Genomic DNA, 5,136 nt, shown 5'->3' with positions numbered 1-5,136 from the left:
AACCCGCGCCGAAATGTACCGTGAGCTTCAGCGCGAGCATCAACAGGTCAGCCCGTTTGGCGTGATGTTCCAGCAGATCGAACAAAACGGTATGGGCGCAAGCGTCGAGAACTTCGTCGCAGGTGGCGCGACTACGGCTGTCTCTTACTGGGTCATCACCAAGTAAATGGCGGATACAACACATGGCGAGGGACGGCTTGGGCCGTCCTTCCCTCCGTGGCTAAAGAAAACGCTGGCAACAGTTGCGACCGTTGCCGCCACAATCCTTGGCCTTCTCTTTGTGACTTTCATGATCGGCCGCGTGATGCCGATCGACCCTGTTCTAGCTGTCATTGGCGAACGGGCGACACAAGAACAATATGACCAGACCTTCATAGAGCTTGGGCTGGACCAGCCGCTCTTGGTGCAGTTCTGGATCTATGTCACCGATGTGCTGCAAGGCGATTTCGGCAAATCCATCCGTACCGGCCAAGAGGTCACAACCGACATCGCGCGCGTGTTTCCCGCAACGCTCGAATTGGCCACGCTGGGCACCATCATCGGCGTCGTTCTGGGTGTTCCGCTGGGTGTGATCGCCGCAGTTCGGCGGGGCAGCTGGATTGACCAGCTTGCACGCTTTGTTGGCCTCATCGGGTATTCCATGCCGATCTTCTGGCTGGGCCTTGTGGGCCTGCTGGTATTCTACGGCATCCTTGGTTGGGTCGCTGGACCAGGGCGATTGGGCATTTTCTACCAAGGCATCGTCGAACCGATCACCGGAATGATCTTGATCGACAGCGCTTTGCGCGGCGAATGGGAAGTATTCCGCAACGCCTTCTCGCACATCATCCTGCCCGCATCCCTTCTGGGCTACTACAGCCTTGCTTACATCAGCCGTATGACACGGTCCTTCATGCTGGAACAGCTTGGGTCCGAATACGTCACCACCGCGCGGGTCAAAGGGCTTAGCGAATGGCAGGTGGTCTGGGGCCATGCCTTCCGCAACATCCGGATCCAACTGGTGACAGTGATCGCGCTTGCCTATGCGAACCTGCTCGAAGGGTCCGTTTTGACCGAGATCATCTTTGCATGGCCTGGGCTGGGCCAATACATCACCACATCACTGCTGGCGAATGACATGAATTCGGTTTTGGGCGGGACGATCGTGATCGGCACGATTTTTGTCGGCATCAACATCTTCTCTGATCTTCTCTACCGTTTCTTCGATCCGAGGTCCAAATGAGCACTTCGCAAGGTCTGCGGGACTGGCTTCTCAGCGAAGAACCGACCTCGCGTCGGCAGGCAAAGTTCGCGTCTTGGTACAAGGGCTGGCTGACGCTGCGGTCCAACACCCTGGCGATGCTTGGCCTGTTTGTTCTGGCATTCCTCATCCTCTGCGCGATCTTTGCGCCGTTCCTGGCCTCGCATGATCCATTCGCCCAAGACCTCGGCCAACGGTTGCTTGCGCCAGGTGAAAACGGCCACCTATTTGGCACCGACAGCTTGGGCCGTGATATCTATTCCCGTTTGCTCTACGGAGCGCGGATCTCGATCTACATCGTTCTGCTCGTGGTTATGGTCGCGCCTTTGGTGGGCCTGATCGTCGGCACGGTGTCGGGCTATGCTGGCGGGTGGATCGACGTGCTGCTGATGCGCATTACCGACATCTTTCTCGCTTTCCCGCGCTTGATCCTCGCGTTGGCCTTTGTGGCGGCACTTGGAGCAGGGATCGAAAACGCAGTGCTTGCGATCTCTCTGACCGCGTGGCCGCCCTATGCTCGGATTGCGCGGGCCGAAACGCTCACAATCCGTAATTCCGATTATATTCATGCGATCAAGCTGCAAGGGGCGGGGCCGTTCCGCATTGTGACCAAGCATATTTGGCCGCTCTGCATCTCGTCCCTCGTCATCCGCGTGACACTCGACATGGCAGGCATCATCCTGACGGCGGCGGGTCTTGGCTTTCTTGGTCTTGGCGCACAGCCGCCAAGCCCGGAATGGGGGGCGATGATTTCGGAAGGGCGCAAATACATCCTTGATTATTGGTGGGTCGCCACGATTCCTGGCATCGCAATCTTTGCTATCAGCCTTGCTTTCAATCTACTGGGCGACGGACTGCGTGATGTGCTTGACCCGAAAGAGGACAATTCATGACCGATGCGCCGCTTCTGGATGTGGAAAACCTTTGGGTGAAGTTCCGGACCCGCAGCGGTGTCTTTGACGCTGTGCGCGGGATTTCGTTTACCTTGGGCAAAGAGCGCCTCGGCATCGTTGGTGAAAGTGGGTCGGGCAAATCCATGACGGGCAGGGCGGTTCTGCGCCTGATCCGCCCGCCAGGATTTATTGAGGCCGACAGACTTGATGTGCACGGGGAAGACATCCTTGCCTTGCCGGAAAAGCGCATGCGTCAATTGCGGGGTGGGCGGGTATCAATGATCATGCAAGATCCGAAATTCTCGCTGAACCCGGTGATGACGGTCGGACAGCAATTGGTCGAAGCCTTGCGTGCCCACGAAAAGGTCTCGCGTAGCGAAGCGCAAAAGCGGGCTTTGGAGGTGCTGGACGAAGTCGCCATTCGCGATCCCAAGCGAGTCTATGACCTTTACCCACACGAGGTGTCCGGCGGCATGGGACAACGCATCATGATCGCCATGATGTTGCTTCCGAACCCCGAAATCCTGATTGCCGATGAACCGACCTCGGCGCTAGATGTATCAGTCCAGCTTCAGGTGCTTGACATTATTGACAAGCTGGTCCGCGACCGCGGCATGGGGTTGATGTTCATCAGTCACGACCTCAACCTTGTCGCCAAATTCTGCGATCGCATCGTCATCATGTACGCGGGCCGAATCGTGGAAACCTGCAAAGCAGGTGAGCTGCGAAACGCGAGTCATCCATATACCTTGGGCCTTTTGAATTCTGTACCTGATCTCGAACACCCGCGGGACCACCTCGAAGTGCTCAAACGCGACCCGGCGTGGCGCGAGGCCCCTTCTGTGAGTGCCCGCCAATGAGTGCGATCACGATCAACGACCTCACCGTTTGGTTCGGCGTTGGCGCAGACCGCTCTGACGCCGTGCGCGATGTCACATTCGACGTGGCCGATGGCGAAAGCTTTGGGCTGGTTGGCGAAAGCGGGTCGGGCAAATCGACCATCCTCCGCGCGATAGCCGGACTTGTTCCCACATGGTCGGGCGAAATGATTGTGGCGGGCGAAACCCTTGGCTCAAAACGCAGCAAATCGTTCTACAGCAAGGTGCAGATGGTCTTCCAAGACCCCTACGCCTCGCTACACCCACGTCAGACGGTGGATCGCGTCCTGTCCGAGGCCATGACCCTGCACGGCGTGGACGACATCGACACACGTATCGGCAAATTGCTGGACGATGTCGGCCTCGGACCCGGATTTCGTTTTCGCTACCCACACCAATTGTCAGGAGGCCAACGCCAACGTGTAGCCATTGCCCGTGCCCTGGCCTGCGATCCGTCGATCCTGCTGCTGGATGAACCGACATCGGCATTGGATGTGTCAGTACAGGCAGAAATTCTGAACCTGCTCGTAGATCTGCGCCGCGTCCACAAGCTGACCTACGTCATGGTCTCTCACGACCTCGGCGTCGTTGGCCATCTGTGCGAACGCATCGGCGTCATGAAAGACGGCCGCTTCGAAGAAGTCCTCACCGTAGACGCTATGCGCCGCTCCGAGGCGCAATCGCCCTATACGCAACATCTGCTTGAAAGTTCGATCAACTCCATCCGATGATGTTCGCGGAAGGTACATAGAGATTTATGTGGCTGAGGCCGGTCAGATGGTAGTTCTTCGAAAAATCCCTACTTTTGCGCCCCGCTGTTTTAACCGCGGATTGCCGCAGTATTGCCCATTCAGAACGTCTTGCTGAACCCAAACTTTATTTGCCCGCCAACGAGTTCATCTCTGGCCTCGGCTTGGAAATCGACGAAGTAGTCCACTCCTTCGCCTTTGCCCGTCAGTCGCAATCCGGCAATTCCGATGTTGTCGCCTAGGGTCGCGACCCATTGATTTGCGGGAGGTGACGTGATTCACGGCTCAAAAAATGAGCGGTGAACATGTCTAATCTTTATTGGTTGAGTGACGCGCAAATGGCGCGTCTGGAGCCCTTCTTTCCCAAGTCCCATGGCAAGCCTCGTGTTGATGATCGGCGTGTTCTGAGTGGGATTATCTTCATCAATCGCAATGACTTAAGATGGCGAGATGCGCCCAAGGAATACGGCCCGCACAGGACACTGTATAACCGTCAGAAGCGGAGGAGCGATAAGGGCGTCTTCGCTCAGATGTTGATTGGTTTGGCTGCCGATCATGGCGAGGAAAAGACGGTCATGATTGACGCGACGTACCTGAAGGCTTACCGCACAGCGACCAGTTTGTGCGTCAAAAAGGGGGACGTGGTCGCCTGATCGGACGGACAAAGGGCGGCATGAACACGAAACTGCACGCTATCTGCGATAGTCAAGGACGCCCGCTCGACCTATTCGTGACCGCAGGACAGGTCAGCGATTACATCGGCGCGCGAGCTATGCTGAGTAACCTGCCACGGGCCGATTGGCTCCTTGGGGGTCGAGGCTACGACGCAGATTGGTTCAGAGAAGCATTGAGAGACAAAGGGATACGCCCCTGCATTCCAGGCCGAAAGCAGCGCAAGAATACCATCAAATACGATAAGCGCCGTAACCGTATCGAGATCATGTTCGGCAGGCTCAAGGGTTGGCGGCGTGTCGCAACCAGATACGACAGATGCCCAACGGTCTTCTTGTCAGCCATCGGCCTCGCCGCACTCATTGAATACTGGCTATGAGTCCTGACTCTAGTCGCACCACGCACCATTAAGACAATCGAAGCTGTGGGCTGCTTGAACATTTATACCTTAACAGCTTTAGACATCCCACCGACGAGGATGGGGTAGTCGATTGAAGCAGACAACGAGCAGTCCATTTGCGTACCGTCTCACATCAGAACGGGTTTGCGGCACAGTTATATTCGGCGTGCCAGCCTTGATCTCGTTTGTTTCGCCTTTTTGAGCCTTGTCTTGCCTTTGTGTGTATTTGAACCAGACCGGGTTTACCGGAGAGCCAAAAGCTCGGAAGGTAAGCTATGGAAAAGGGAAACCCTGGGAACCGTTT

At 56.5% G+C, this 5,136-nt stretch carries 5 protein-coding genes; all 5 read left to right on the top strand.

Going from position 1 to position 5,136, the window contains the following annotated elements:
* The first annotated feature begins 166 nt into the window (after positions 1 to 166).
* On the top strand, positions 167 to 1,222 hold the full coding sequence (locus ACTG4M_RS16975) for an ABC transporter permease (protein ID WP_439124851.1): 1,056 nt from the start codon (positions 167 to 169) through the stop codon (positions 1,220 to 1,222).
* Positions 1,219 to 2,133, top strand: a complete 915-nt coding sequence (locus tag ACTG4M_RS16970) for an ABC transporter permease (RefSeq protein WP_439124850.1) — start codon at positions 1,219 to 1,221, stop codon at positions 2,131 to 2,133. Before ACTG4M_RS16975 ends, ACTG4M_RS16970 begins: the two co-directional genes overlap by 4 nt.
* Positions 2,130 to 2,993: an ABC transporter ATP-binding protein gene (locus tag ACTG4M_RS16965; RefSeq protein WP_439124849.1), complete on the top strand. Its 864-nt coding sequence runs from the start codon at positions 2,130 to 2,132 to the stop codon at positions 2,991 to 2,993. Before ACTG4M_RS16970 ends, ACTG4M_RS16965 begins: the two co-directional genes overlap by 4 nt.
* Complete coding sequence (locus ACTG4M_RS16960) at positions 2,990 to 3,742, top strand: ABC transporter ATP-binding protein (protein ID WP_439124848.1); 753 nt, start codon at positions 2,990 to 2,992, stop codon at positions 3,740 to 3,742. Before ACTG4M_RS16965 ends, ACTG4M_RS16960 begins: the two co-directional genes overlap by 4 nt.
* Positions 3,743 to 4,065: 323 nt before the next feature.
* Positions 4,066 to 4,811 (top strand): IS5 family transposase gene (locus ACTG4M_RS16955; protein WP_439124852.1). Its coding sequence is split into 2 segments (ribosomal slippage): positions 4,066 to 4,387 and positions 4,387 to 4,811, totalling 747 coding nucleotides; the frame shifts between segments, so codons are not numbered across the junction.
* Positions 4,812 to 5,136: the final 325 nt, after the last annotated feature.

Source organism: Marivita sp. (genome assembly GCF_965656765.1).
Taxonomy (GTDB): Bacteria; Pseudomonadota; Alphaproteobacteria; order Rhodobacterales; family Rhodobacteraceae; genus Marivita.
This window is presented reverse-complemented; position numbering and strand designations above follow the sequence as displayed.

What these genes read in the sequence shown, in the direction of transcription:
- ACTG4M_RS16975 (WP_439124851.1), top strand. Translation starts at nt 167, where the DNA reads ATGGCGGATACAACACATGGCGAGGGACGGCTTGGGCCGTCCTTCCCT.
- ACTG4M_RS16970 (WP_439124850.1), top strand. Translation starts at nt 1,219, where the DNA reads ATGAGCACTTCGCAAGGTCTGCGGGACTGGCTTCTCAGCGAAGAACCG.
- ACTG4M_RS16965 (WP_439124849.1), top strand. Translation starts at nt 2,130, where the DNA reads ATGACCGATGCGCCGCTTCTGGATGTGGAAAACCTTTGGGTGAAGTTC.
- ACTG4M_RS16960 (WP_439124848.1), top strand. Translation starts at nt 2,990, where the DNA reads ATGAGTGCGATCACGATCAACGACCTCACCGTTTGGTTCGGCGTTGGC.